This window comes from Roseateles agri (assembly GCF_034043675.1).
Lineage (GTDB): Bacteria > Pseudomonadota > Gammaproteobacteria > Burkholderiales > Burkholderiaceae_C > KK5.
The window spans coordinates 20,040-42,882 of record NZ_JAXCLA010000010.1 but is presented as its reverse complement, the minus strand read 5'-3'; the positions used below and the strand labels follow the sequence as shown (position 1 = coordinate 42,882).

At 67.4% G+C, this 22,843-nt stretch carries 22 protein-coding genes and 3 tRNA genes; 20 read left to right on the top strand and 5 right to left on the bottom strand.

Translation table 11 applies throughout. The features are described 5' to 3' along the window. Positions 1–6: 6 nt before the first annotated feature. The 4 genes from SNE35_RS27340 to SNE35_RS27325 all read right to left on the bottom strand — a co-directional run bounded on the left by SNE35_RS27340 (position 7) and on the right by SNE35_RS27325 (position 4,084). Entirely contained in the window at positions 7–810 is an 804-nt protein-coding gene (locus SNE35_RS27340) for a LytR/AlgR family response regulator transcription factor (RefSeq protein WP_320426215.1), read from the bottom strand. Then, on the bottom strand, positions 807–1,880 hold the full coding sequence (locus SNE35_RS27335; protein ID WP_320426214.1) for a sensor histidine kinase: 1,074 nt from the start codon (positions 1,878–1,880) through the stop codon (positions 807–809). Before SNE35_RS27335 ends, SNE35_RS27340 begins: the two co-directional genes overlap by 4 nt. Before the next feature lie 23 nt (positions 1,881–1,903). Beyond that, complete coding sequence (locus SNE35_RS27330; protein WP_320426213.1) at positions 1,904–2,437, bottom strand: DUF6622 family protein; 534 nt, start codon at positions 2,435–2,437, stop codon at positions 1,904–1,906. A 105-nt stretch (positions 2,438–2,542) separates the two neighbouring features. Continuing rightward, positions 2,543–4,084 carry a helicase HerA-like domain-containing protein gene (locus tag SNE35_RS27325; RefSeq protein WP_320426212.1) on the bottom strand — a complete coding sequence of 514 codons (1,542 nt, stop codon included), beginning with the start codon at positions 4,082–4,084 and terminating at the stop codon, positions 2,543–2,545. Between the two features lie 101 nt (positions 4,085–4,185). Here SNE35_RS27325 and SNE35_RS27320 point away from each other — a divergent pair, with 101 nt between their 5' ends. The 17 genes from SNE35_RS27320 (at position 4,186) to SNE35_RS27240 (ending at position 16,952) form a co-directional block, all read left to right on the top strand. Beyond that, on the top strand, positions 4,186–4,911 hold the full coding sequence (locus tag SNE35_RS27320) for a YebC/PmpR family DNA-binding transcriptional regulator (RefSeq protein ID WP_320426211.1): 726 nt from the start codon (positions 4,186–4,188) through the stop codon (positions 4,909–4,911). Next, the gene (gene purD, locus SNE35_RS27315; protein ID WP_320426210.1) at positions 4,908–6,188 is read left to right on the top strand and encodes a phosphoribosylamine--glycine ligase; all 1,281 of its coding nucleotides are present in this window, start codon (positions 4,908–4,910) and stop codon (positions 6,186–6,188) included. The genes SNE35_RS27320 and purD overlap by 4 nt, the downstream gene beginning before the upstream one ends. Before the next feature lie 4 nt (positions 6,189–6,192). After that, positions 6,193–6,828 carry a 1-acyl-sn-glycerol-3-phosphate acyltransferase gene (locus SNE35_RS27310; RefSeq protein ID WP_320426209.1) on the top strand — a complete coding sequence of 212 codons (636 nt, stop codon included), beginning with the start codon at positions 6,193–6,195 and terminating at the stop codon, positions 6,826–6,828. After that, on the top strand, positions 6,825–7,763 hold the full coding sequence (gene hemF / locus SNE35_RS27305) for an oxygen-dependent coproporphyrinogen oxidase (protein ID WP_320426208.1): 939 nt from the start codon (positions 6,825–6,827) through the stop codon (positions 7,761–7,763). The genes SNE35_RS27310 and hemF overlap by 4 nt, the downstream gene beginning before the upstream one ends. Further along, a complete protein-coding gene (gene nadD / locus SNE35_RS27300) occupies positions 7,754–8,362 on the top strand; it encodes a nicotinate-nucleotide adenylyltransferase (protein ID WP_320426207.1) in 609 nt (202 codons plus the stop codon). Before hemF ends, nadD begins: the two co-directional genes overlap by 10 nt. After that, the gene (rsfS, locus tag SNE35_RS27295) at positions 8,349–9,065 is read left to right on the top strand and encodes a ribosome silencing factor (RefSeq protein ID WP_320426206.1); all 717 of its coding nucleotides are present in this window, start codon (positions 8,349–8,351) and stop codon (positions 9,063–9,065) included. The genes nadD and rsfS overlap by 14 nt, the downstream gene beginning before the upstream one ends. After that, complete coding sequence (gene rlmH / locus SNE35_RS27290; RefSeq protein ID WP_320426205.1) at positions 9,065–9,535, top strand: 23S rRNA (pseudouridine(1915)-N(3))-methyltransferase RlmH; 471 nt, start codon at positions 9,065–9,067, stop codon at positions 9,533–9,535. The genes rsfS and rlmH overlap by 1 nt, the downstream gene beginning before the upstream one ends. After that, entirely contained in the window at positions 9,532–10,125 is a 594-nt protein-coding gene (locus tag SNE35_RS27285; protein WP_320426204.1) for a Maf family protein, read from the top strand. Before rlmH ends, SNE35_RS27285 begins: the two co-directional genes overlap by 4 nt. Before the next feature lie 72 nt (positions 10,126–10,197). Further along, positions 10,198–11,679 carry a ribonuclease G gene (gene rng / locus SNE35_RS27280; RefSeq protein WP_320426203.1) on the top strand — a complete coding sequence of 494 codons (1,482 nt, stop codon included), beginning with the start codon at positions 10,198–10,200 and terminating at the stop codon, positions 11,677–11,679. A 78-nt stretch (positions 11,680–11,757) separates the two neighbouring features. After that, positions 11,758–13,083 (top strand): Tol-Pal system beta propeller repeat protein TolB, encoded by a 1,326-nt coding sequence (gene tolB / locus SNE35_RS27275; RefSeq protein ID WP_320426202.1) that lies wholly within the window; start codon positions 11,758–11,760, stop codon positions 13,081–13,083. A 185-nt stretch (positions 13,084–13,268) separates the two neighbouring features. Next, positions 13,269–13,814, top strand: coding sequence for a peptidoglycan-associated lipoprotein Pal (pal, locus tag SNE35_RS27270; RefSeq protein WP_320426201.1), 546 nt, complete (start codon positions 13,269–13,271; stop codon positions 13,812–13,814). Positions 13,815–13,816: 2 nt separating this feature from the next. Then, complete coding sequence (ybgF, locus tag SNE35_RS27265) at positions 13,817–14,593, top strand: tol-pal system protein YbgF (RefSeq protein ID WP_320426200.1); 777 nt, start codon at positions 13,817–13,819, stop codon at positions 14,591–14,593. A 70-nt stretch (positions 14,594–14,663) separates the two neighbouring features. Further along, complete coding sequence (locus tag SNE35_RS27260; RefSeq protein WP_320426199.1) at positions 14,664–15,782, top strand: YeeE/YedE family protein; 1,119 nt, start codon at positions 14,664–14,666, stop codon at positions 15,780–15,782. A 2-nt stretch (positions 15,783–15,784) separates the two neighbouring features. Beyond that, complete coding sequence (locus SNE35_RS27255) at positions 15,785–16,597, top strand: tRNA threonylcarbamoyladenosine dehydratase (protein WP_320426496.1); 813 nt, start codon at positions 15,785–15,787, stop codon at positions 16,595–16,597. A gap of 56 nt (positions 16,598–16,653) precedes the next feature. Next, a tRNA-Lys gene (locus SNE35_RS27250) sits at positions 16,654–16,729 on the top strand. A gap of 30 nt (positions 16,730–16,759) precedes the next feature. Next, positions 16,760–16,835, top strand: a tRNA-Lys gene (locus SNE35_RS27245). Between the two features lie 41 nt (positions 16,836–16,876). Next, a tRNA-Lys gene (locus tag SNE35_RS27240) sits at positions 16,877–16,952 on the top strand. A 42-nt stretch (positions 16,953–16,994) separates the two neighbouring features. Here the strand turns inward: SNE35_RS27240 and SNE35_RS27235 are convergent. Next, complete coding sequence (locus tag SNE35_RS27235) at positions 16,995–17,606, bottom strand: nucleoside/nucleotide kinase family protein (protein ID WP_320426198.1); 612 nt, start codon at positions 17,604–17,606, stop codon at positions 16,995–16,997. A 67-nt stretch (positions 17,607–17,673) separates the two neighbouring features. On the opposite strand from SNE35_RS27235, the gene apbC reads away from it, so the two are divergent. From apbC to fdxH, 3 genes are all read left to right on the top strand, one after another. Beyond that, positions 17,674–18,765 carry an iron-sulfur cluster carrier protein ApbC gene (gene apbC / locus SNE35_RS27230; RefSeq protein WP_320426197.1) on the top strand — a complete coding sequence of 364 codons (1,092 nt, stop codon included), beginning with the start codon at positions 17,674–17,676 and terminating at the stop codon, positions 18,763–18,765. A gap of 112 nt (positions 18,766–18,877) precedes the next feature. Then, positions 18,878–21,949, top strand: a complete 3,072-nt coding sequence (fdnG, locus tag SNE35_RS27225) for a formate dehydrogenase-N subunit alpha (RefSeq protein ID WP_320426196.1) — start codon at positions 18,878–18,880, stop codon at positions 21,947–21,949. Between the two features lie 13 nt (positions 21,950–21,962). After that, the gene (gene fdxH, locus SNE35_RS27220) at positions 21,963–22,841 is read left to right on the top strand and encodes a formate dehydrogenase subunit beta (protein ID WP_320426195.1); all 879 of its coding nucleotides are present in this window, start codon (positions 21,963–21,965) and stop codon (positions 22,839–22,841) included. Positions 22,842–22,843 lie beyond the last annotated feature (2 nt).

Sequence of the window (22,843 nt, the reverse complement as noted above, 5' to 3'; positions counted from 1 at the left end):
AGGTGACTACAGGCCTTTGAAGAGATGGGTGTGCATGCGGCTGACGGCCAGCTTGTCGGGGCTGCCGCGCAGGTGCAGGGTCAGCTTGCCGGCCTCGTCGCGCACGGCGCGCTCGATGGCGTCGGCCCGCACGATCGTGCCGCGGTGGACCTGCCAGAAGCGCTGCGTGTCCAGCTGCGGCAGCAGTTCGCGCAGCGAGACCCGCACGAGATGCTCCTTGCCGCCCTCGGTCATCACGCGCACGTACTTGTCGGCCGCCTCGAAGTACAGCACCTCGTCGACCGGCACCATCAGGATGCTGTTACCCAGGCTCACCTGCAGCAGGCGCAGCGGTGCGGCGGCGGGCACGGCGGCTTGCGCGCCGAGCAGGCTGCGCAACTGGTCCACGGCGGCGCCGAGGTCGAGCTGGCGCTGCTGTTGTTGCGACTGGAGCGCGGCCTTCAGCCGCTGCACCGTCTGCGCCAGCCGTTCCGTCTGCAGCGGCTTCAGCAGGTAGTCGAAGGCGGCGCGCTCGAAGGCCTGCACGGCGTACTGGTCGTAGGCGGTAACGAAGACCAGCAGCGGGAAGGGCGTGCCGTCGTCGGGCCACTCGTCGGCCAGGGCCGCGGCGGCCTCGAGGCCGGTCATGCCGGGCATGCGGATGTCGAGAAAGCAGACCTGCGGGCGCTTCGCCAGCGCCTCGTCGACGGCGGCCTGGCCGTGCGGCGCGAGGGCGACGATCTGCAGCTCCGGCCACAGCCGGGCCAGCTCCTGCTTCAGGTGGGCGGCGAGCAGCGGCTCGTCCTCGGCGATCAGTGCGCTTGGATTCATGAAAGGGGAAGGGTGAGGGTGACGAGGGTACCGGCGCCGGGCGCAGGCACAGGCGCGATCGCGAGCGAGGCTGCGTCGCCGTAACGGGTGACAAGGCGTTCGCGGACCTGGTGTAGGCCGAACTGCGTTCCCTGCTCGCGGGAATTGCCCAGGCCCACGCCGCCGTCGCGGACTTCGAGGATCAGTTGACCGCCTTGCCGGCGCGCGCTGACGACCAGCGCGCCGCCCTCGATCTTGGGCTCCAGGCCGTGTTTGATCGCGTTCTCCACCAGCGGCTGCAGCAGCAGCGGCGGGACGGGCTGCTCGGCCAGCTCCGCCGGCAGCTCGAAGGCCGGCTGCAGGCGCTCTCCCATGCGCACCTGCATCAACGCCAGGTAGTCCTGCAGCCGCGCGAACTCCTCGCGCAGCGAGTGGCTGCCGCTGCGCGAGGCGGTGAGCGTGGCACGCAGGAAGGCGATCATGTGGTCCAGCATGGCCTGGGCACGCGTGGGGTCCAGCCCGATCAGCACGCGCAGGTTGGCCAGGGTGTTGAACAGCATGTGCGGCTCGAGCTGCGATTCGAGCAGCCGCAGCTGCGTCTCGGCGGCTTGGCGCTGGGCGGTCTGCACGCGCAGTTCGGCGGCGGCCAGTCGTCCGCGGCTGAGGAAGAAGTAGGTGGTGCCGATGCCGGGGATCAAGGCCACGACGAGGATCGTCAGCGCATCGCGCAGGTTGACGTCGTGCAGCGCGCTGTTGTGCAGGCCGGTCAGCCAGTTGCCGGCGGCGGTGCCGACACCGTAGCCGCCGATGGTGCCGAGCACCAGGCTGACCAGCATCAGCGGCCAGCCGGGCCACTGCCGGCGCTCCTCGCTGGCGTCGCCCAGGCGCTGCATCAGCAGGCGGCTGGCACGGCTCAGGCTCTGGACGAAGAAGGCGCAGGCGGCGGTGATGCAGAAGCTGTAGACCAGCGTGATGCCTACCGGCAGCCGGAAGACCACCACGAGACCGACAGAAACGGCCAGGGCGACGATGACGATCAACAGGACCTGGCGGCCGGCCCAGCGCGCCAGATCGGGAACGGAAAGGAGCATGGCCGTATTGTCGGCGCCGGTCATCAGGCCTGGGCCTCGCACAAACCCGCCGCGGGGCGCACGCCGCGGGCCAGGATGTTGCGTGAACGGCCGAGGAACGCACCGCTGAGCGCGCCGAACAGGGCGCTGAAGCCGATCGCGGCGGCGGTCTGCTGCGCCAGCGCCGGGTTCATCGCCAGGCTCATGCCCAGGGCGAACTTGGCGCAGAAGATCGTCAGCATCAGCGCCATCGGCGTCCAGCTGCCGGGCACGAAATAGCGCTGAGCTTCGGCCTTGCCTTCGGCGTAGGCACCACCGGGCCAGCCCGAGCGGCGGACCAGCGCGAGGCTCGCGGCCAGGCCGGCCACCCAGGCGAGCAGCGGCGCGGCGTGCAGCCCGAAGGTCGTCTCCACGCCCCAGAAGCCGAAGGCCAGCCAGACGATCGGCAGGATCAGCAGGCGGCCGCGGCTCATCGATTGATCGCGGCTCTGGCGGACGCCCATCACGATGATGAAGACGAGGATGGCCCAAACCCAGGTCGGGACGTGGGAGAGGATCTGGGTGATGACTTCTTGCATGGCGGGCTCCGATAGGCGGGTTGGAATGGTCGCCATCGTGCCCAGCCCTGCCGCCGCCGGCGATGCCGCTGCGACGAACGGCGGCGGCGCGGCGCGAACGGTCGGTCAGCGGCGCCGGCTGTTGCCCCCGCCGAGGATGCTGCCCAGCACGCCGCGGATGATCTCCCGCCCGGCTGCCGAACCCATCGTCCGAATGGCTGAGCGGGCCGCCACCTCCACCAGGCCCTCGTGGTGCGCGCCACGCGGGCCGGTGGTGCCGAACAGCACGCCCTTGAGGCCGTCGAACATGCCGCCGCCCCCATCGCTCCCCGCCTGGCCGGCCGGCGTCGGGACGCCCGGTATCGGCTGCACCGGCTGTCCGCCCGCCGCGGGCGCCGCCACGCCGCGCAGCTTCTCGTAGGCGGACTCCCGGTCCAGCACCTTCTCGTAGACGCCGGCGACCAGGGAGTTCTGCATCAGCGCCGCACGCTGCTCGGCCGTGATCGGCCCGATCTGGCTGCCCGGCGGCAGCACGAACACGCGCTCGGTGACGCCGGGCCGGCCCTTCTCGTCGAGCAGGCTCACCAGCGCCTCGCCGACGGCCAGTTCGGTGATCGCCGTGGCGATGTCCAGCCCCGGCTTGGCGCGCATCGTCTCGGCCGCGGCCTTGACGGCCTTCTGGTCGCGCGGCGTGAAGGCCCGCAGCGCATGCTGGACGCGGTTGCCGAGCTGGCCCAGCACCGAGTCCGGGATGTCCAGCGGGTTCTGTGTCACGAAATAGACGCCGACACCCTTGGAGCGCACCAGCCGCACGACCAGCTCGATCCGGTCGATCAACGCCTTGGGCGCGTCCTTGAACAGCAGGTGCGCCTCGTCGAAGAAGAACACCAGCTTCGGCTTGTCCAGGTCGCCGACCTCGGGCAGGGTCTCGAACAACTCTGACAGCATCCACAGCAGGAAGGTGGCGTAGAGCAGCGGCGAGGCCATCAGCTTGTCGGCCGCCAGGATGTTGATGACGCCCAGGCCGTTCTCGGTCTGCATCAGGTCGGCGATGTTGAGCATCGGCTCACCGAAAAACTTGTCGCCGCCCTGGGCCTCGATGCTCATCAGCCCGCGCTGGATCGCGCCGACGCTGGCCGCGCTGACGTTGCCGTACTTGGTCTGGTACTCGGACGCGTTGTCGGCCACGTGCTGCAGCATCGCGCGCAGGTCCTTCAGGTCCAGCAGCAGCAGGCCGGCGTCGTCGGCGATCTTGAACACCAGCTGCAGCACGCCCTGCTGGGTGTCGTTCAGCGACAACATGCGCGCCAGCAGCAGCGGCCCCATGTCGGAGATGGTGGCGCGCACCGGGTGGCCCTGCTCGCCGAACACGTCCCAGACGGTGGTCGGGCATTTGATCGATGCGGGGGCGTCCAGGCCCCGTTCCTTCAGTGTGGCGAGCAGCTTGGCGCCGGGCTGGCCGGCCTGCGAGATGCCGGTCAGGTCGCCCTTGACGTCGGCCATGAAGACCGGCACGCCCAGCCGCGAGAAGCTTTCCGCCAGCGTCTGCAGGCTGATCGTCTTGCCGGTGCCGGTCGCGCCGGTGACGAGGCCGTGGCGGTTGGCCAGCGCCGGCAGCAGCAGGCATTCGACGTCCTTGTTTCGGGCAAGCAGGATCGGGTCGGTCATGGGGACTCCAGGGGGCACAGACTAAAATGCCAGTCTATCCAAGCAAAACCAGGGCCGCGGCCTCACGCAGCCCCTACGAGCAAGAGCAGGAGCAGGACTCAATGGCTGGTCATTCCAAATGGGCCAATATTCAGCATCGCAAGGGCCGCCAGGACGAGAAGCGCGGCAAGGTCTGGACCCGTATCGTTCGTGAAATTGCCGTGGCGGCCCGCCAGGGTGGCCCCGACCTGAACGCCAACCCGCGCCTGCGCCTGGCCGTGGACAAGGCCAAGGCCGCCAACATGCCGGCCGACCGCATCAAGTACAACATCGAGAAGGCCAGCGGCACGCTCGAAGGCATCAGCTACGAGGAAATCCGCTACGAGGGCTACGGCATCGGCGGCGCCGCCATCATCATCGACACGATGACGGACAACCGGGTCCGCACGGTCGCCGAGGTGCGCCACGCCTTCAGCAAGTACGGCGGCAATATGGGCACCGAAGGCGCGGTGGCCTTCCAGTTCAAGCACTGCGGCCAGCTGATCTATGCGCCCGGCACCTCGGAAGACAAGGTGATGGAAGTGGCGCTGGATGCCGGCGCCGAGGACGTGGTCACCGATGACGACGGCGCCATCGAGGTGCTGACCGCGCCGGCCGATTTCGAGAAGGTGCGCGACGCGCTGGAAGCTGCCGGCCTGAAGGCCGAGGTGGCCGAGGTGACGATGCGGCCCGAGAACACGATCGCCCTGACCGGCGAGGACGCCCAGCGCATGCAGAAGCTGCTGGACGTGATTGAAGACCTGGATGACACGCAAGCCGTGTTCCACAACGCGAGCATCGAAGAATGAAGGTCCTGGTCCTGGGTGGTGGCGGGCGCGAGCATGCGCTGGCCTGGAAGCTGGCGCAATCCGAGCGGGTGAGCCAGGTCTACGTGGCGCCGGGCAATGGCGGCACGGCGCGCGACGAGCGCTTGAAGAACATCCCGATTACCGACGTCAAGGCGCTGGCCGACTTCGCGGCCGACGAGAAGATCGCGCTGACCGTCGTGGGCCCGGAGGTCTATCTGGCGGCCGGCGTGGTCGACGAGTTCCGCGCTCGCGGCCTGCGCATCTTCGGCCCGACCAAGGCCGCCGCGCAGCTCGAATCGTCCAAGGCCTTCGCCAAGGACTTCATGAAGCGCCACAACATCCCGACGGCCGCCTACGAGACCTTCGGTGACGCGCCCTCGGCGCATGCCTACGTGGACCGCATGGGCGCGCCGATCGTCATCAAGGCCGACGGCCTGGCGGCGGGCAAGGGCGTGGTCGTCGCGATGACGCTGGCCGAGGCGCACGAGGCGATCGACTGGATCCTTGAAGACAACAAGCTCGGCGTCACCCACAACGCGGGCGGCGCCTGCGTGGTGATCGAGCAGTTCCTCGAAGGCGAGGAAGCCTCGTTCATCGTGCTGTGCGATGGCAAGAACGTCGTCTCGCTGGCCACCAGCCAGGACCACAAGCGCCTGCTCGACAAGGACGAAGGCCCGAACACCGGCGGCATGGGTGCGTATTCGCCCGCGCCGGTCGTCACGCCCAACGTCCATGCCAAGGTGATGCACGAGATCGTCATGCCGACGGTGGCCGGCATGGCCAAGGACGGCATCCCGTTCACCGGCTTCCTGTACGCCGGCCTGATGATCGACAGCCACGGCGACCCGCGCACCGTGGAGTTCAACACCCGCATGGGCGACCCCGAGACGCAGCCGATCATGATGCGGCTGAAGAGCGACCTGTTCGAGGTGCTGCTGCACGCGACCGACGGCACGCTCGACCAGGTCGAGCTGCAATGGGACCGCCGCGTGGCGCTGGGCGTGGTGATGGCCGCCGACGGCTACCCGCTGACGCCGCGCAAGGGCGACGCGATCAGCGGCCTGCCGGCCGACGCGGAAGATGCGATGGTCTTCCACGCCGGCACGGCCGACGTCGACGGCAAGCTCGTGACCTCCGGCGGCCGCGTGCTCTGCGTGACGGCGCTGGGCGAATCGGTGAAGAAGGCGCAGCAGCACGCCTACGAGGCGCTGACCGGCATCCAGTTCGACGGCAAGCAGTACCGCCAGGACATTGGTCATCGCGCCGTCAAGCGCTGAGCGGATGAGCGCCCGCGACGTCCTCGTCCCGCCCGAACTGATCACCGGCCCGCGCGTCTTCAAGCCGGCCGGCAGCGCGCTCGCGCGCGGGCTGATGGGGCTGTTCGGCTGGAAGGTGGATTTCGATGGCCTGCCCGCGATGCAGGGCGTCGTGATGGTCTATCCGCACACCTCGAACTGGGACTTCATCGTCGGCATCTTCGCCAAGTGGGCGTTGGGCCTGCAGGTGCGCTACTGGGCCAAGGACAGCCTGTTCCGCGTGCCGCTGTTCGGCCGCTGGGCGAAGTGGCTCGGCGGCGTGGCGGTCAACCGCGCCAGCAGCAGCGGCCTGGTCGGCGGTACCGTGCAGCAGATGCAGGCGGCGCGCGAGCGCGGCGAGCTGTTCTGGCTGGCCGTGGCGCCGGAAGGCACGCGCTCGCGGGCGGCCGGCTGGCGTTCCGGCGCCTATCAAGTGGCGTTGCAGGCGCAGGTGCCGGTGGGCCTGGCCTACCTGGACTACGCGACGCGCACCGTCGGCTTCAACACCTTCGTCCGCCTCGGCGGCGACCCGGAACGGGACCTCGCGCTGATGGCCGCGCACCTGGCTCAGCACACCGGCAAGCGCCCCGAGATGGCGAGTCCGATTCGCTTCCGCACATGATCGACACCCTCGCAGTCCGGAACTACCTGCTCGACCTGCAGCAGCGCATTGCCGCGGCCCTGCAGGCGGCAGACGGCAACCCCTTCATCACCGACGCCTGGGAGCGCGAGCCCGGCGGCCGGCTGGAGGGTGACGGGATCGTGCGCCTGATCGAGAACGGCGCGCTGTTCGAACGCGGCGGCTGCAACTTCTCGCACGTGCGGGGCCGGGTCTTGCCGCCATCGGCCACGCAGCACCGGCCGGAGCTGGCCGGCGCCGCCTTCGAGGCGATGGGGGTCTCGCTGGTGATCCACCCGCACAACCCTTTCGTGCCCACGGTGCACATGAACGTGCGCATGTTCGCGGCGATGCCCCCGGATGCCGAGCCCGTCGTGTGGTTCGGCGGCGGCATGGACCTGACGCCCTACTACGGCTTCGAGCGCGACGCCCAGCACTTCCACCGGACCTGCCGCACCGCGCTGCAGCCGCACGGCGAAGACCTGTACCCGCGCTACAAGACCTGGTGCGACGAGTACTTTTTCCTGAAGCACCGCGACGAGCCGCGCGGCATCGGCGGCATCTTCTTCGACGATCACGACGAAGGCGGTTTCGACGCCTCGTTCGCGCTGATGCGCGCGGTCGGCGATGCCTTCTTGCCGGCCTACCTGCCCATCGTCGAGCGCCGCCAGGTGCTGGCCTATGGCGAGCGCGAGCGCGACTTCCAGGCCTATCGTCGTGGCCGCTACGTCGAGTTCAACCTGGTGTTCGACCGCGGCACGCTGTTCGGCCTGCAGTCGGGCGGCCGCACCGAATCGATCCTGATGAGCATGCCGCCGCAGGTGAAGTGGCGCTACGACTGGGCGCCGGAGGAGGGCACGCAGGAGGCCCGCCTCTACACCGATTTCCTGCGCCCGCGCGACTGGGCCGACGAGCAGGCCACGCATCTATGGCTCTAGCGCGGATCGGGCTGTTCGGCGGCTCCTTCGATCCGGTTCACCTGGCCCACCTGGCGCTCGCGCGCTGCGCGGTCGATCAGTTGAAGCTGGATCAATTGCTCTGGGTGCCAGCCGGCAATCCCTGGCAGAAGCCGGGGGTGACCGAGGCGGCGCACCGGCTGGCGATGGTCTACCTGATGGTGGAGGGCGAGCCCTCATTCGCCGTCGACGAGCGGGAGCTGAAGCGCGAGGGCGCCAGCTATACCGTCGACACGGTGGAGGAACTGCGGGTGGCCCACCCCGGCGCCGAGCTGTTCCTCGTCATCGGGCAGGACCAGTACGCGCGCCTGCCCAGCTGGCATCGCTGGCAGGATCTGCTCGGGCAGGTGACCTTGGCCGTGGCGGCGCGTGCCGACGAAGAAGTTCATGCCGCTGCGGAAGTCGCAGCGGTGTCAGGAAAGGTGCAGAGACTGGCGATGCCGGCGATGCACGTTTCATCGACCGAAGTGCGCGAGAAAGTCTCGCGCGGCGAGGACATCCGCCCGCTGGTGGGCGACGCGGTGGCGCAGTACATTAGCCGCCACCGCCTTTACAACAAGGTAATGAATGGACATTCGTAAGCTGCAACGCGCCATCGTCGATGGTCTGGAAGACGTGAAGGCACAGAACATCGTCGTCTTCAACACGGAGCACCTGTCTCCGCTGTTCGAGCGCGTGATCATCGCTTCCGGCACCAGCAATCGGCAGACGAAGTCGCTGGCCAACAGCGTGCGCGAAACCGTCAAGGGCCGCGGCATGCAGGTGATGCGGACCGAGGGCGAGGACAACGGCGAATGGATCATCGTCGACTGCGGCGCCGCCGTCGTCCACGTGATGCAACCGGCGATCCGCGACTACTACCACCTCGAAGAAATCTGGGGCGGCAAGCCGGTCAAGCTGAAGCTGGGCGACAGCGAGGTCCGGCTGGTCAAGGCCTCGGAACCCGACGACGAGGACGACGCGCCGAAAGCGAAGAAGCCGCGCGCTGCCGCGAAGAAGGCCGCTCCGGCCAAGACACCCGCCGCCAAGAAGGCACCGGCCGCCAAGAAGGGCGTGACCCGCGTGGTCGGCGTGAAGACGCCGGCGACCAAGACGATCAAGGTCGGCGCGGCCAAGCCGGCTGCCAAGAAGGCCGCATCGTCAGCCAAGCCCGCGGCCAAGCCCGCAGCCAAGAAGGCGGCGCCGGCCAAGAAGACTGCCGCTCCCGCCAAGAAGGCCGCAGCGCCCGCCAAGAAGGCGGCTCCTGCAAAGAAGGCTCCCGCCCGCAAGACGACGAAGGCCTGATGCGCTTGTTCCTTGTTGCCGTCGGCCAGCGCCAGCCGGCCTGGGCCGACGCGGCCTACGAGGACTTCGCCAAGCGCTTCCCGCCCGAGCTGCGGCTGGAGCTGAAGGCCGTGAAGGCCGAGCCGCGCACCAGCGGCAAGACGGCCGAGCAGCTGATGACGGCGGAGGCCGCGCGCATCGAGGCGGCCTTGCCCAAGGGCGTGCGCCGCCTGATCCTCGATGAGCGCGGCGAGCGTCGCACCAGCATGCAACTGGCCGAGCGGATGAAGCTCTGGATGGGCGATGGCCGGGACGTGGCGCTGATCATCGGCGGGCCCGACGGCCTGCTGCCCGCGCTGAAAGCCACGGCCGACGAGACGCTGCGCCTGTCCGACCTGACTTTGCCGCACGCCTTCGCCCGTGTGCTGCTGGCCGAGGGCCTGTACCGCGCCTGGACTGTGATGACCGGTCACCCCTACCACCGCGAATGATCTACCTCGCCTCCCAAAGCCCGCGCCGCCGGCAACTGCTCGACCAGCTCGGCGTGCGCCACGAACTGCTGCTGGCCGGTCCGGACGAGGATGCCGAGGCGCTGGAGGCGGTGATCGATGGCGAGGATCCTGAGCGTTATGTCACCCGCGTCACCGCGGCCAAGCTCGACGCCGCTCTGGTTCGGCTGCAGCGGCGCGGTCTGCCGCGGGCGCCGGTGCTCTGCTCCGACACGACCGTGACGATCGATGGCCGCATTCTCGGCAAGCCCGCCGATGCCGGCGATGCGTTCGCGATGCTGAGCCTGTTGTCGGGCCGCACGCACCGCGTGATGACGGCGGTGGCGGTGGGTTCGAGCGAGCGGCGCGAGGCTGCGATCAGCATCTCGGAAGTGGACTTCGCCCCGGTCTCTGCCGCCGAGATCCAGCGTTATGTGGACGGCGGCGAGCCCTTCGGCAAGGCTGGCGCGTATGCTATACAAAGCCAGGCTGCGGCCTGGATCTCGCGCATCGCGGGCAGCTATTCAGGCATCATGGGCCTGCCGCTGTTCGAGACCGCGCAGCTGCTGCGAGCCTGGCAGATCGAGTTCTGAGCGAGTTCCGACGAGTCGTGCTGCATGGCCCGGCGCCATGCAACAACACTCAAAAAGAATTGGCGACGAGCGATGGAAGACATTCTGATCAACTGGTCCCCGCAGGAGACGCGCGTGGCCATCGTCGAGAACGGCGCGGTGCAGGAGCTGCACATCGAGCGGACGCTCGAGCGGGGTCTCGTCGGCAACGTCTATTCGGGCAAGGTCGCGCGGGTGCTGCCCGGCATGCAGTCGGCCTTCATCGACATCGGCCTGGAGCGTGCGGCCTTCCTGCACGTGGCCGACCTGCACGTCAACGGCGCCACGCCGCGCAACCACCATGGCGAGGCCGGCGCGGCCGTGCCGATCGAGCGGCTGGTGTTCGAGGGTCAGGCCTTGACCGTGCAGGTCATCAAGGACCCGATCGGCACCAAGGGTGCGCGGCTGTCCACGCAGATCTCGATTGCCGGGCGCATGCTGGTCTTCCTGCCGCAGGACGACCACATCGGCATCTCGCAGAAGATCGGCTCGCCCGAGGCGCGCGAGCAACTGCGCGCGCGGATGCAGGGTCTGGTCGGCAAGCGTGAGGAGGGCGGCGGTGGCGGCTTCATCCTGCGCACGAACGCCGAGGACGCTTCCGACGAGGAGCTGGGCTCGGACATCGCCTACCTGCGCAAGACCTGGGGCACGATCCGCGAACGGGCGCAGAAGTCGCCGCCCGGCAGCCTGCTGCATCAGGACCTGAGCCTGGTGGAGCGCGTGCTGCGCGACCTGACCAGCGAGAAGACCAACTCGATCCGCATCGATTCCAAGATGCAGACCGAGGTGCTGCACGGCTTCGGCGAGGTGTTCATGCCGGCGGCCACGGCCAAGCTGGAGCACTACCGCGGCGAGCGGCCGATCTTCGATCTCTACAACATCGATGCGGAGCTGGATCGCGCGCTGGCGCGGCGGGTGGACCTGAAGTCCGGCGGCTACCTGATCGTCGACCAGACCGAGGCGATGACGACGATCGACGTCAACACCGGCGGCTTCGTCGGCGCCCGCAACTTCGACGACACGATCTTCAAGACCAATCTCGAAGCGGCCGGCGCCATCGCGCGGCAACTGCGGCTGCGCAACCTGGGCGGCATCATCATCGTCGACTTCATCGACATGACGCGCGAGGAGCACAAGACCGCCGTGCTCAGCGAGTTCCGCAAGCAGCTCGCCAAGGACCGCACGAAGGTGACGGTGGGCGGCTTCACGCAACTGGGCCTCGTCGAGATGACCCGTAAGCGCACGCGCGAGTCGCTGGCGCGCATGCTCTGCGAGCCGTGCCCGACCTGCGAAGGCCGCGGCCAGATCAAGACGGCCCGCTCGGTCTGCTACGACATCATGCGGGAGATCCTGCGCGAGGCGCGCCAGTTCAGTCCGCGCGAGTTCCGCGTCGTGGCGGCGGCCAACGTCGTCGAGATGCTGCTGGACGAGGAGAGCCAACACCTGGCCGGCCTGTCCGACTTCATCGGCAAGCCGATCTCGCTGACCGCGGAGCCGGCCAACCAGACCGAGCACTACGACATCGTGCTGCTCTAGGCCTTTCCGGGTTACAGCCGTAATTCAAGCGGCGCTGTCTTACAAAGCCTTTCAAGTTTGCTGAGGCAAAATGAGTGGATGCTTGAGCCCGAAAAATCCAAGAGCACCCTCTCGAGTTCGCGCCGCCACTGGCTGACCGGTGCGGCGGCCGTAGCAGCCACGACACTCGTCGGCAGACCGGCCCTGGCGCAGTTCCGCGTCGAGATCTCCGGCGTCGGCAGCGTCCAGGTGCCGATCGCGATTCCCGATCTGCGCGACGAAGCGCGTGCCGGCCAGCCGGTCGCCTCGATCGTGCGTGCCGACCTGGAGCGCAGCGGCCAGTTCCGCATCATCGATGCGCCAGCGGGCCTCACCGAGACATCCTCCCCGGTCTGGACCGAATGGCGTGGCCGTGGTGCCGATGCGCTGGCCGCGGGTTCGTGCGCCAAGCTGGCCGATGGCCGCGTGGACGTGCGCTACAAGCTCTGGGATGCCGTCAAGGGCCAGGACCTCGGCGGCGAGGCCCAGGCCGTGGCGCCCGACGACGTGCGCTTGGCGGCGCACCGCATGGCCGATGCCATCTATCAAAAGCTCACTGGCGAGCGCGGCGTGTTCGCCACGCGCATGGCCTACGTCACCAAGGCCGGCGGCCGCTACAGCCTGCGCATCGCCGATGCCGACGGCGAGGGCGGCCAGGTCGCGCTGGCGAGTCCCGATCCGATCATCTCGCCGGCCTGGTCGCGCGATGGCCGCGAACTGGCCTACGTGTCCTTCGAGACGCGCAAGGCGGTCGTGTGGATTCAGAACCTGCAGACCGGCCAGCGCCGGCAGGTCGCCAACTTCAAGGGCAGCAACAGCGCACCGACCTTCTCGCCGGACGGCTCGCAACTCGCGCTGACCTTGTCGCGCGACGGCGGCTCGCAGCTCTTCCTGATCAACCGCGACGGCAGCGGCGTGCGGCGCCTGACGACCTCGCCGGCCATCGACACCGAGCCGGTGTTCACGCCCGACGGCTCGGCGATCTACTTCGTCAGCGACCGCGGCGGCAGCCCGCAGATCTACCGCATGCCGGCCCAGGGCGGCCCGGCACAGCGCGTCACCTTCACCGGCAACTACAACATCAGCCCGGACATCTCGCCCGACGGCCGCACGCTGGCGTACATCACGCGCGTGGGCGGCGGCTCGTTCAAGCTCTGCGTGATGGACCTGGCCAGCGGCAGCGTCAACCAGATCACCGAGACGACCGACGACGAGAGCCCCAGCTTCGCGCCGAACGGCCGGCTGATCGTCTATGCCACCAAGGCCGGCGGCCGCGACGTGCTCGTCACGACGACGCTGGACGGCAAGATCAAGGCCAAGCTGATTTCCACTTCGGCGGATGTTCGCGAGCCGACCTGGGGCCCGTTCGGCCAGGACAGGAAGTAATGACACCCATGCGAAATTGCGCGTCTTGCAGGCCTGCCTTCAGCCAGTCCTAAGCAAGTCGCCGACAAGCATTGGACAATTACATTTGTTACTTTATTTCGCCGCGGACCGGTCGGCGTTCTTGTCATAGACATGCCGGCCCGTAGTGCCTACCGATCAAACGCCACCCCAACAGGAGCAATCCAATGAAGATGAACCGCACCCTGAGCTATTTCGCACTGAGCCTGTTGGCGTCGGCCGCCCTGGTCGGCTGCTCGTCCACCAAGCTGGAAGAACCCGCACCGGTCGAGAGCCGTCCGGTCGCCCCGGCCCAGCCGACCGCTGCCCAGCCCAGCACCGCTCCGGTGGCTGAGTCCAAGGTCGCCACCGTCGACCTGAACGCCCAGTACACGGCCGAAGTCGCCAACCAGCGCGCCGTCTACTTCGACTTCGACAGCTACACCGTCAAGGACGACTACCGTGGCCTGATCGAAGCTCACGCCAAGCGCCTGAACTACAACAAGAACCTGAACCTGCGCCTGGAAGGCAACACCGACGAGCGCGGTGGCAGCGAATACAACCTGGCCCTGGGCCAGAAGCGCGCTGAAGCCGTTGCCAAGTCGCTGACCCTGCTGGGCGTGAACGCTGCCCAGGTCGAAGCCACCAGCTTCGGCAAGGAGCGCCCGATGGACGCCGGCCACACTGAAGCCTCCTGGGCCAAGAACCGTCGCGTTGACCTGAAGGACAAGTGATCATGATGTTGCGTCATCGTTTCTCCGCGCTGGGCCTAGCCGTGGCGTTGGCCGCGGCAGCGCTGCCTGCGCGCGCCGCGCTGTTCGAGGACGACGAGGCCCGCAAGGCCATCCTCGACCTGCGCGCCAAGCAGCAGCAGAACGATGACGCGACGCGTGCGCGCCTGGACCGCCTGGTCCAGGAGCAGATCGATCCGCTGCGCCGCAGCATCCTCGACCTCAACGGCCAGATCGACTCGCTGCGCGGCGAGATCGCCAAGCTGCGCGGCCAGAACGAGCAGCTCGCCCGCGATCTGTCGGACACGCAGCGCAAGCTGCTCGACCAGCAGGACTCGCTGAACACCCGGCTCAAGCCGCTGGAGCCGCAGAAGGTCTCGCTGGACGGCAAGGAGTTCCAGGTCTCGCCGGAAGAGAAGCGCGGCTACGACGCAGCGATGGCCGCGGTCCGCCGCGGTGATTTCGACGAGGCGGCCTCCGGCCTGAACGGCTTCCTGCGCCAGTTCCCGGCCAGCGGCTATGCCGACTCGTCGCGCTTCTGGCTGGGCAATGCCCAGTACGGTCAGCGCAACTACAAGGACGCCGTGGCGACCTTCAAGGCCTTCCTCGCGGCAACGCCGGATCATCCGCGCGCACCCGAGGCGATGCTCGCGCTGGCGAACTGCCAGATCGAGCTGAAGGACAACAAGAGCGCCCGCAAGAGCCTGCAGGACCTGATCAAGGCCTTCCCCACGTCCGAGGCGGCCCAGGCCGGCAAGGAGCGGCTGGCTTCGCTCAAGTAAGGCGTTAGTGCACTGACACGAGGCCCTGCGACGCAGGGCCTTTTTATTGGCTATTTACAATCCGCGCCCTATGCAAGACATCGACATGGCCGCCTTGGGCCACCAAGTTCTCTGGGCGGCCTTCGGTCTGTCTTTCCTGTTCGGCGCGATCGCGCAACGCACGCACTTCTGCACGATGGGCGCCGTGGCCGACATCGTGAACATGGGCGACTGGGCACGCATGCGCATGTGGGTGATGGCCATCGGCGTGGCGATGCTGGGCTTCAACGCGATGGTCTTCCTCGGCTGGCTCGATGCCGGCAAGACGATCTACGCGGCGCCGCGGCTGCTGTGGCTGTCGAACATCGTCGGCGGGCTGATGTTCGGCTTCGGCATGGTGCTGGCCTCGGGCTGCGGCAGCAAAACGCTGGTGCGGCTCGGCGCGGGCAACCTGAAATCGCTGGTGGTCTTCCTCGTGATGGGCATCGCAGCCTTCGCGACGTTGAAGGGCATCACGGCCGTGCTGCGCGTGGAGACCGTCGACGCGGTGGCGGTGACCTTGCCGACCGGCCAGGACCTGCCTTCGTTGCTGGCGCCTTCGCTCGGTGCGGCCAAGCAGACGCTGGCCCTCGCCATCGGCGGCGTGCTGGGCCTGCTGCTGGTCGGCTGGGCGCTGATGAAGGGTGAGGGGCGCAGTGCCGATGCGCTGGTCGGCGGCATCGGCAGCGGGCTCGTGGTGGCCGGGCTCTGGTGGGTCGGCGGCCGGCTCGGCTATGTGGCTGAGGATCCGAACACGCTGCAGGAAGCCTTCGTCGGCGCCACCACCGCATCGCGCATGGACGGATTGAGCTTCGTGGCGCCGGTTGCCTACACCCTGGACTGGCTGATGTTCTTCAGCGACAAGAGCAAGGTGCTGACCTGGCCGATCGTTGCCTGCCTCGGCGTGGCCGCCGGCTCGGGCGCCTATGCGCTGGCGACGAAGAGCTTCCGCTGGGAAGGCTTCGGCCGCGTCGATGACGTGGCGAACCACCTGATCGGTGCCGTGCTGATGGGCGTCGGTGGCGTCGTCGCGCTGGGCTGCACGATCGGGCAGGGCATCTCGGGCGTGTCGACCCTGAGCATCGGCAGCTTCCTGGCGCTGGCCGCCATCATCATCGGCGCGGTGGCCTCGCTGCGCTTCCAGATGTGGCGCATGGAGCGGATGGTCTGATGATGCTCACCGAACTCGATGCCGATCTGGAGCGCCGCTTCGGCGGGCTGAGGCGTCTCTATGGCGCGCGCGACTATGCGCGGCTGCGCGGCGCGCGCTTTGCCGTCGTCGGCCTCGGCGGCGTCGGCTCCTGGGTTGTCGAGGCGCTGGCACGCTCGGGCGTGGCGGCCCTGACCCTGATCGATTTCGACCAGGTCTCCGAATCGAACATCAACCGCCAGATCCAGGCCCTGGGTTCGACCGTCGGCATGGCCAAGGGCGACGCGCTGAAGCAGCGCATCGCCGACATCCACCCGGGCTGCGAGGTCACGATCGTCGACGACTTCGTGACCGAGGAGAACTGGCCCGCGCTGCTAACGACAGAAGTCGACGGACTGATCGACGCCTGCGACCAGGTCCGCGCCAAGGCGAAGCTGGCGGCCTGGGCGCGCGAGCGCAGTCTGCCCTTCGTCACCGTGGGTGCAGCCGGCGGCAAGCGGCAGGCGCATCTGCTGTCGATCGAAGACCTGGCCGACACGACGCACGACCCGCTGCTCGCCTCGCTGCGCCAGCGCCTGCGCAAGCAGTACGGCGCGCCGCGCAGCGGCAAGATGAAAGTGGCCTGCGTGTTCTCGCGTGAGCCGGTGCACATGCCCGCGGCGGACGAGAGCGATGCCTGCGAAGTTGCCGAGTCCAGCGACGGCAGCCTCAACTGCCACGGCTATGGTTCGAGCGCGGCGGTGACCGCGAGTTTCGGCATGGCGGCAGCTGCCGAGTTGATCAGAAGTTTTTTGCAAAACTCTTGCGAAGGCCAAAAAACTCGTCCTATAATGTGAGGCTCTGCTGAAGAGCAGAACAACTACAAGTTCTCTCGAAAGAGGGGATGTATTCAGGGTTGTTAGCTCAGTTGGTAGAGCACCGGACTTTTAATCCGATGGTCGTGGGTTCGAGCCCCGCACAACCCACCAGATTTCAGTCTCTCGCGATGTTTTTGTCGTGGGTCCTTAGCTCAGTTGGTAGAGCAGCGGACTCTTAATCCGTTGGTCGAAGGTTCGAATCCTTCAGGGCCCACCACAAAAACATTGCAGTACCAGATTCCCCCGCAAGGGAGAGCTGGGTCCTTAGCTCAGTTGGTAGAGCAGCGGACTCTTAATCCGTTGGTCGAAGGTTCGAATCCTTCAGGGCCCACCAAAAACGAAGAAGCACCTGACGCGAAAGCCTCAGGTGCTTTTTTCATTCATGCACGACTCGATCGGCGCGTCCGCGCGTTGCGGCAATGACTTCCGCATTCAGCGCATCGTTGCCCGCGATCCAGGCCAGCGCAGCCTCGCGAGTGCGGCCGAAGCGCTGATGCCGGGCGACGAGCCGCTCGTTGCGCAGCGTGTCGTCCACATCGACGAACCACACCTCGTCCAGCAGCGGCCGCACGCGTGCCCATGGGCTTTCGTCCAGCAGCAGGTAGTTGCCTTCGGTGATCACGAGGCGCGTCTCGGGGAAGACGGGAATCGCGCCGGCGACGGGCTCCTCGATTTCGCGACGGAACTCGGGCGCGTAGACGACTTCGCCCTCGCGCTGCGCGCGCAGTCGCTGCAGCAGCGCGACGTAGCCGGCCGCGTCGAAGGTGTGCTGCGCGCCCTTGCGCGAGGCGAAGCCGAGCCGCTGAAGCTCGACGTTAGCGAGGTGGAAGCCGTCCATCGGCACGACCTGCGCGATGTCGGGGAAAGCTTGTTGTAGCGACTCGGCGAGCGTCGACTTGCCGGCACCGGGGCAGCCGACCAGGCCCAGCATGACGCGCCGCCCGCCGGCAAGCAGGCCGCTCAGATGATCGATCAAGGGTGTATTCATGGCCACCAGTGTAGGCACGCCTTGCGTGGAACAATGGCGGCCATTCCCTCTGACCAGACTCATCGCCATGATCCAAGAATCCGCGCTGCTCCAGGCTTTGCAGGCCGTCATCGACCCGAACACGGGCAGCGACTTCGTCAGCACCAAGCAGCTGAAGAACCTGAGCATCGCCGCCGACGGCGATGTCGGCTTCGAAGTCGAACTGGGCTATCCCGGGGCCAGTCAATTCGAGGCGCTGCGTGCGGCGCTGGAAGCCGCGGCGCGCACCGTGTCCGGCGTGAGCCGGGTCGTCATCGACATCCGCAGCCGCATCACCGCCCACGCGGTGCAGCGCGGCGTACAGCTGCTGCCGGGCGTCAAGAACATCATCGCCGTCGCCTCCGGCAAGGGTGGTGTCGGCAAGAGCACGACGGCGGCGAACCTCGCACTGGCACTGGCCGCCGAGGGCGCGCGCGTCGGCATTCTGGATGCCGACATCTACGGCCCCAGCCAGCCGACGATGCTGGGCGCCAAGGGTCGGCCCGAGAGCCTGGACGGCAAGATCATGGAGCCCCTGCGGAACCACGGCCTGCAGATCATGTCGATCGGCTTCCTGGTCGATGACGACCAGGCGATGATCTGGCGTGGTCCGATGGCCACGCAGGCGCTGGAGCAGTTGCTGCGTCAGACCCGCTGGCAAGACCTGGACTACCTGATCGTCGACATGCCGCCCGGCACCGGCGACATCCAACTGACCCTCTCGCAGCGCGTGCCGGTGACCGGCGCCGTCATCGTGACGACGCCGCAGGACATCGCGCTGATCGATGCCAAGAAGGGCCTGAAGATGTTCGAGAAGGTCGGCGTGCCCATCCTCGGCGTGATCGAGAACATGGCGGTCCACGTCTGCACGAACTGCGGCCATGCGGAGCACATCTTCGGCGCCGATGGTGGCGAGAAGATGGCCCGGCAATACGACATCGACTATCTCGGTGGCCTGCCCCTGGCGATGGCGATCCGCGTCCATGCGGACGAGGGCCGCCCGACCGTCGTCGCCGAGCCGGACGGCGAGCATGCGAAGCAGTACAAGGCGCTGGCCCGCCGCATCGCCGTGAAGATCGCAGCGCAGGCCAAGGACTACTCGGCCAAGTTCCCGACGATCTCGATCTCCAAGAACACCTGATCTTCGGTTCGTCTGCGCAAATCCGGCCGCAGCGCGTAATATCGCCACAAGGCGCTCCACGCGCCTTGCATCAGCTCACCCAACAGCGGCATGACCGCAGGAGGCCCAGGCGATGGACATGGACCGGAGACAGTTCTTCCGGGTGAGCGGGGCGGGCCTGATCGGCTCCAGCCTGGCGGTGCTGGGGTTCTCCCCCACGGCAGCTCTTGCCGAGACCCGCAACTTCAAGCTCGCGCGGACCACCGAGACCCGCAACACCTGCCCCTACTGCTCGGTAGGCTGCGGGATCATCATGTACTCGCTCGGCGACCGGGCGAAGAACGTGACCACCGAGATCCTCCACATCGAGGGCGACCCCGACCACCCGGTCAACCGCGGCACCTTGTGCCCCAAGGGCGCCGGCCTGCTGGACTTCGTCCACAGCCCCAACCGGCTGAAGTGGCCGGAGATCCGCGAGCCCGGCGCCAAGGAGTGGAAGCGCGTCAGCTGGGACGAGGCGATGGACCGCATCGTCAAGCTGATGAAGGCCGACCGCGACGCCAATTTCGTCGCCCAGAACGCCGACGGCAAGACGGTCAACCGCTGGCTCTCCACCGGCATGCTCTGTGCGAGCGCATCCTCGAATGAATCGGGCTACATCACGCACAAGGTGATGCGCTCGATGGGGATGCTGGCCTTCGACAACCAGGCGCGCGTTTGACACGGACCGACGGTGGCCAGTCTGGCCCCGACGTTCGGACGCGGCGCGATGACCAACCACTGGGTCGACATCAAGAATGCCGACCTCGTGCTGATCATGGGCGGCAATGCCGCCGAGGCGCATCCCTGCGGCTTCAAGTGGGTGATCGAAGCCAAGCATCACAACAAGGCGCGGCTGATCGTCGTTGATCCGCGCTTCACCCGCTCGGCCGCGATGAGCGACTACTACGCGCCGATCCGCGCGGGTAGCGACATCGCCTTCCTCGGCGGCGTCATCAACTACCTGTTGAGCAAGGATCTGTACCAGAAGGAGTACGTGCGGAGCTACACGAACGCCAGCTTCATCATCAATGAGGGCTACGCGTTCAACGAGGGGCTCTTCAGCGGCTACAACGAGGAGAAGCGCAGCTACGACAACAAGTCGTGGAACTACGAGATGGACGACAAGGGCTTCGCCAAGGTCGACGACACGCTGCAGCACCCGCGCTGCGTGCTGCAGATCATGAAGACCCACTACTCGCGCTACACGCCCGAGATGGTCAGCCGCATCACCGGCACGCCGCAGGACAAGTTCCTGAAGATCTGCGAAATGATCTCGGCCACGGCCAAGCCGGACAAGGTGATGACCATCATGTACGCGCTGGGCTGGACGCAGCACAGCCAGGGCTCGCAGATCATCCGCACCGGTGCGCTGGTGCAACTGCTGCTGGGCAATATCGGCGTGGCCGGCGGCGGCATGAATGCGCTGCGCGGGCACAGCAACATCCAGGGCCTCACCGACCTGGGTCTGCTGAGCACCAGCCTCACCGGCTACATGACGCTGGCCAAGGAGAGCGAGCAGGACCTCGAGACCTACTACAAGCCCCGCGCCACCAAGCCGCTGCGGCCCAACCAGATGAGCTACTGGCAGAACTATCCGAAGTTCTTCGTCAGCCAGCAGAAGGCCTGGTGGGGCGCCGCGGCGACGGCCGAGAACGACTGGGCCTTCCACTGGCTGCCCAAGTACGACAAGCTCTACGACGGCCTGCAGGCCTTCGACCTGATGAACCAGGGCAAGCTGACTGGCTACATCTGCCAGGGCTTCAACCCGGTCGGTTCCTTCCCGAACAAGGGCAAGATCGTCGCCTCGCTGTCCAAGCTCAAGTTCCTCGTCACCATCGATCCGCTGAACACCGAGACCTCGGAGTTCTGGAAGAACTACGGCGAGCACAACGACGTCAAGAGCGAAGACATCCAGACCACCGTGTTCCGCCTGCCCAGCACCTGCTTCGCGGAGGAGGAGGGCTCGCTCACCAACTCCGGCCGCTGGCTGCAGTGGCACTGGAAGGGTGCCGAGCCACCGGGCGAGGCCAAGGGCGATGCCGAGATCATCGGCGAGCTGTTCGTGCGCATGCGCGCGGCCTACCAGAAGGACGGTGGGGCCTTTCCCGACCCCATCGTCAAGCTGAGCTGGCCCTACCTGATCCCCACCAGCCCCTCGCCCGAGGAACTGGCCAAGGAGTTCAACGGCAAGGCGCTGGCCGACCTGCCTGACCCGAAGGACCCGACCAAGCTGCTGGCCAAGGCCGGCGAGCAGCTCTCGGGCTTCGGCCTGCTGCGCGACGACGGCAGCACGTCCAGCGGCTGCTGGATTTACGCCGGCGCCTGGACCCAGGCCGGCAACCAGATGGCCCGCCGCGACAACGCCGACCCCTACGGCATCGGCCAGACGCTCAACTGGGCCTGGGCCTGGCCGGCGAACCGGCGCGTGCTCTACAACGCCGCCGCCGCCGACCCCGCCACCGGCAAGCCCTGGAACCCGAAACGGCGTCAGGTCTTCTGGAACGGCAAGGCCTGGGTGGGCTCCGACGTGCCGGACATCCGCCCTGATGCCGACCCCGCCGAGGCCGACCGCGTCCAGCCCTTCATCATGACGGCCGAGGGCGTGGCCCGGCTGTTCGCACCCTCGGGCATGGCCGACGGCCCGCTGCCCGAGCACTACGAGCCCTTCGAGTCGCCGTTGGAAAACAACCCGCTGACGCACAACCCCAAGGCCCGCGCCAACCCGGCCGCCCGCATCTTCAAGGGCGACCTGGCCGACCTGGGCAAGCCCAAGGACTTCCCGTACGTCGCCACGAGCTACCGGCTGACCGAGCACTTCCACTACTGGACCAAGAACGTCCAGGTGAACGCCATCATCCAGCCGCAGCAGTTCGTCGAGATCAGCGAGGAACTGGCCCAGGAGAAGGGCATCACCCACGGCGGCTGGGTCAAGGTCTCGTCCAACCGGGGCTTCATCAAGGCCGTGGCGGTCGTCACCAAGCGCATTCCGGTGCTGACGGTGGACGGCAAGAAGGTGCACACGGTGGGTCTGCCCAACCACTGGGGCTTCGTCGGCCTGGCCAAGCCGGGCTTTCTGGTGAACACGCTGACGCCCTTCGTCGGCGATGCGAACAGCCAGACGCCCGAGTACAAGAGCTTCACCGTGAACATCGAGAAAGCTTGAGGAGATACACACCATGTCATCGCTTCAATCGCTCGACATCCATCGCCGCTCCGCCACGACGACGCAGTCGCCCGACGCGCGCCGCCACGTCACCGAAGTCGCCAAGCTGATCGACGTGTCCTCCTGCATCGGCTGCAAGGCCTGCCAGGTGGCATGCATGCAGTGGAACGACCTGCGCGACGAGGTCGGCGACAACCTCGGCACCTACGACAACCCGCGCGACCTGAGCGCGCAGTCCTGGACCGTGATGCGCTTCAGCGAGGTCGAGCCGGAGCCCAACCGGCTCGAATGGCTGATCCGCAAGGACGGCTGCATGCACTGTGCTGATCCTGGCTGCCTGAAGTCCTGTCCCTCGCCCGGTGCGATCGTGCAGTACACGAACGGCATCGTCGACTTCATCAGCGAGCACTGCGTCGGCTGCGGCAACTGCGTCACCGGCTGCCCGTTCGACGTGCCGCGGCTCTCCAAGGCCGACAACAAGGCCTACAAGTGCAGCCTCTGCTCCGACCGCGTCGGCGTGGGCATGGAGCCCGCCTGCGTCAAGGCCTGCCCGACCGGCGCCATCCGCTTCGGCGCCAAGGAAGACATGCTGGACTTCGGCGCCGAGCGCATCGTCGACCTGAAGTCCCGCGGCTTCGACAAGGCCGCCGTCTACGACCCGCCCGGCGTCGGCGGCACCCACGTCATGTACGTGCTGCAGCACGGTGACCAGCCCGAGCTCTACGCCGGCCTGCCGTCGAACCCGACGATCAGCCCCTGGGTCTGGCTCTGGAAAGGCGCAGCCAAGCCGCTGGCGGTGGCGGCGATGGTCGGCGCCGCGGTGATGGGCTTCCTGCACTACGTCAAGGTCGGCCCGCTGCGCACCGAAGGCGGCACCAAGGAGGAGTCCTGATC

Coding starts and splice junctions, on each gene's coding strand:
- SNE35_RS27340 (WP_320426215.1), bottom strand. CDS start 810: ATGAATCCAAGCGCACTGATCGCCGAGGACGAGCCGCTGCTCGCCGCC.
- SNE35_RS27335 (WP_320426214.1), bottom strand. CDS start 1,880: ATGCTCCTTTCCGTTCCCGATCTGGCGCGCTGGGCCGGCCGCCAGGTC.
- SNE35_RS27330 (WP_320426213.1), bottom strand. CDS start 2,437: ATGCAAGAAGTCATCACCCAGATCCTCTCCCACGTCCCGACCTGGGTT.
- SNE35_RS27325 (WP_320426212.1), bottom strand. CDS start 4,084: ATGACCGACCCGATCCTGCTTGCCCGAAACAAGGACGTCGAATGCCTG.
- SNE35_RS27320 (WP_320426211.1), top strand. CDS start 4,186: ATGGCTGGTCATTCCAAATGGGCCAATATTCAGCATCGCAAGGGCCGC.
- purD (WP_320426210.1), top strand. CDS start 4,908: ATGAAGGTCCTGGTCCTGGGTGGTGGCGGGCGCGAGCATGCGCTGGCC.
- SNE35_RS27310 (WP_320426209.1), top strand. CDS start 6,193: ATGAGCGCCCGCGACGTCCTCGTCCCGCCCGAACTGATCACCGGCCCG.
- hemF (WP_320426208.1), top strand. CDS start 6,825: ATGATCGACACCCTCGCAGTCCGGAACTACCTGCTCGACCTGCAGCAG.
- nadD (WP_320426207.1), top strand. CDS start 7,754: ATGGCTCTAGCGCGGATCGGGCTGTTCGGCGGCTCCTTCGATCCGGTT.
- rsfS (WP_320426206.1), top strand. CDS start 8,349: ATGGACATTCGTAAGCTGCAACGCGCCATCGTCGATGGTCTGGAAGAC.
- rlmH (WP_320426205.1), top strand. CDS start 9,065: ATGCGCTTGTTCCTTGTTGCCGTCGGCCAGCGCCAGCCGGCCTGGGCC.
- SNE35_RS27285 (WP_320426204.1), top strand. CDS start 9,532: ATGATCTACCTCGCCTCCCAAAGCCCGCGCCGCCGGCAACTGCTCGAC.
- rng (WP_320426203.1), top strand. CDS start 10,198: ATGGAAGACATTCTGATCAACTGGTCCCCGCAGGAGACGCGCGTGGCC.
- tolB (WP_320426202.1), top strand. CDS start 11,758: ATGCTTGAGCCCGAAAAATCCAAGAGCACCCTCTCGAGTTCGCGCCGC.
- pal (WP_320426201.1), top strand. CDS start 13,269: ATGAAGATGAACCGCACCCTGAGCTATTTCGCACTGAGCCTGTTGGCG.
- ybgF (WP_320426200.1), top strand. CDS start 13,817: ATGATGTTGCGTCATCGTTTCTCCGCGCTGGGCCTAGCCGTGGCGTTG.
- SNE35_RS27260 (WP_320426199.1), top strand. CDS start 14,664: ATGCAAGACATCGACATGGCCGCCTTGGGCCACCAAGTTCTCTGGGCG.
- SNE35_RS27255 (WP_320426496.1), top strand. CDS start 15,785: ATGCTCACCGAACTCGATGCCGATCTGGAGCGCCGCTTCGGCGGGCTG.
- SNE35_RS27235 (WP_320426198.1), bottom strand. CDS start 17,606: ATGAATACACCCTTGATCGATCATCTGAGCGGCCTGCTTGCCGGCGGG.
- apbC (WP_320426197.1), top strand. CDS start 17,674: ATGATCCAAGAATCCGCGCTGCTCCAGGCTTTGCAGGCCGTCATCGAC.
- fdxH (WP_320426195.1), top strand. CDS start 21,963: ATGTCATCGCTTCAATCGCTCGACATCCATCGCCGCTCCGCCACGACG.